The sequence below is a fragment of the Dietzia sp. DQ11-38-2 genome (genome assembly GCF_014145055.1).
Taxonomy (GTDB): domain Bacteria; phylum Actinomycetota; class Actinomycetes; order Mycobacteriales; family Mycobacteriaceae; genus Dietzia.
The window spans coordinates 1-2,359 of record NZ_JAALDW010000065.1; the positions used below are offsets into that span (position 1 = coordinate 1).

Below are 2,359 nucleotides of genomic sequence, written 5' to 3' on the forward strand. Positions count from 1 at the left end.
GGGCGCGTGCCGCCCCACGCCGCCACCCCCGGGGGTCGGGTCAGCGGACGGCGGCGGTCACAGCGGGGCGATGGGGTGCTTGCGCGGGGGCTCGTTGCGGATCTTGTCGCGCAGCTGGGCTAACGCGCCGCGCAGGACCAGACGAGTCTGCGACGGCTCGATCACCGCGTCGATGTACCCGCGCTCGGCGGCCGAGTACGGGGTCGCGATGAACTCGTTGTACATGTCGATCAGCTGCTTGCGGAGCTTGGGCCCCTCCTCCGGGCCCGCCTCCTCGATCTGCCGACGCTGCAGCAGATCCACCGCGCCCTCGGCCCCCATCACCGCGATACGGGCGGTGGGCCAGGCGAAGTTCAGGTCCCCGCCAAGGTTCTTGGACCCCATCACGGCGTAGGCGCCGCCATAGGCCTTGCGGACGACGAAGGTCACCTTGGGCACCGAGGTGGCGGCCACCGCGTACCCCATCTTGGCGCCGCGGTGGATGATGCCGAGCTTCTCCTGCTGGACACCCGGCAGGTACCCGGGGGTGTCGACCACGTAGACGATCGGGATCGAGTAGGCGTCGCACAGCATCATGAACCGGGTGGCCTTCTCCGAGGCGTCGATGTCCAGGGATCCCGACAGGTGAAGCGGCTGGTTGGCCACGACGCCGACCGACTCGCCGTCGACCCGGGCGAAGCCGGTGATGATGTTCTGGGCGAACTGCCCCGAGGTCTCGACGAACTCGCCGTCGTCGAACATCCGGATGAGCAGGTCGTGCATGTCGTACGCCGCGTTGTCCGAGTCCGGGATGATCGAGTCGAGTTCCAGGTCGGAGGCGGTGGTCGACGGTTCGAGCCCTGGATTGATCCTCGGCGCCTTCTCGGCGGCCGAGGAGGGCATGAAGCTGAGTAGGTTCCGCACGTACATGAACGCGTCGTGCTCGCTCACGGCCACGTGGTTGACGTTGCCGTTCTTGGCCTGCTGCAGGGCGGAACCGAGGTCATCCATCGAGATGTCCTCGCCGGTGACCTGCTTGATCACGTCCGGACCGGTGACGAACATGTACGCCTGGTCCTTGACAGCCACCACGAAGTCGGTGGTGACGGGCGCGTAGACGGCGCCACCCGCGCACTTGCCCAACATGATCGAGATCTGCGGGATGTACCCGGACGCCGGGTACTGACGCTTGGAGATCTCCGAGTAGTAGGCCAGGGAGGTGACGGCGTCCTGCACGCGGGCTCCACCCGAGTCGTTGATCCCGATGATGGGACACCCCACCTTGAGGGCGAAGTCCATGATCGCGCAGACCTTCTTGCCGAAGCCCTCGCCCACCGACCCGCCGAACACCGTGTTGTCGTGCGCGTACACGACCACGGGTCGCCCGTCGATCGTGCCGCGCCCGGTCACCACACCGTCCCCGAACGGGTTGTCCGGGTTACCGGGAGCCTTCGCCAGCTGGCCCATCTCCACGAAGCTGCCCGGGTCGAGCAGCTCCGCGATGCGCTCCCGCGGCGGCGTGTGGCCCGCGGCGTCGCGTCGGGCCCTGGCCCGCTCGCTGCCCGGGTCCCGGGCCTGCTCGGTCTTGACCCGCAGTTCTGCGAGCTTCTCCGCGGTGGTCCTAGCCGTCACGCGTCCGATCCCTTCAGTACTCCCGCGTCGATCTCCGAGAGCCGACGCGCCAGATGCTTACCGACCGTACCGACCACGGGTTCATCGACCACCGCGAGGTGGTCTCCCTTGAGCTGGACCACCTCGAGATCGGAGACGATCCGGCCCCAGCCGCCGTCGGGGTCCACGTGCGCGTACCGGGGCTCGAGCTCGATCGCCCCCTCGTGCATCCGCTCGGCGCGGTAGAGCACGAAGGAGACCTCCGCGCCGACCCCGGACCACGCGGACAGGTCCGCGCTCTGGAGGATGCGGTTGTCGACGAAGCTCGCGCGCTGGTGTTCGATGACTCCGCCGCCCATGGCGTTGGCCTCCGCGCCCAGGCCCTCGAGAAGCATCCCCAGCACCCCGTCCTCCCCGTGCTCGGCGAGGAACTCCCGCGGCACCTCCACGTCCAGGCCGTAGGTCCGCTTGGCGAACTCGGAGTAGCGCCGCCAACGGGCCTCAGCCTCGTCGAGCGTGTCCGGGACCGGCTCGGACGGCTGCACGGTGTCCAGGAGGGCCACCAGCGCCACGACGTCGTCGGCGGCCCGCAACTGACGCGCGACCTCGACCGCCAGTGCCCCGCCGAAGGACCAGCCGCCCAGCGCGACGGGGCGCCCGGAGGCGATCTCCCGGATCCTGTCCAGGTACCCGGCGGCCCTCTCCTCGAGAGAGCCCTCGGTGCGCTCGACACCGTAGACCGGGGTGTCGCCGTCGAGCCGGTCGACCA

At 69.3% G+C, this 2,359-nt stretch carries 2 protein-coding genes; both read right to left on the reverse strand.

Annotated elements, in window-relative coordinates:
* Window positions 1-57: 57 nt before the first annotated feature.
* Window positions 58-1,611: an acyl-CoA carboxylase subunit beta gene (locus G6026_RS02830; protein WP_107755469.1), complete on the reverse strand. Its 1,554-nt coding sequence runs from the start codon at window positions 1,609-1,611 to the stop codon at window positions 58-60.
* Window positions 1,608-2,359, reverse strand: a 752-nt coding sequence (locus G6026_RS02835; protein WP_182612206.1) for an alpha/beta fold hydrolase, incomplete at its 5' end; no start/stop codon positions are given. The genes G6026_RS02835 and G6026_RS02830, both read right to left, overlap by 4 nt.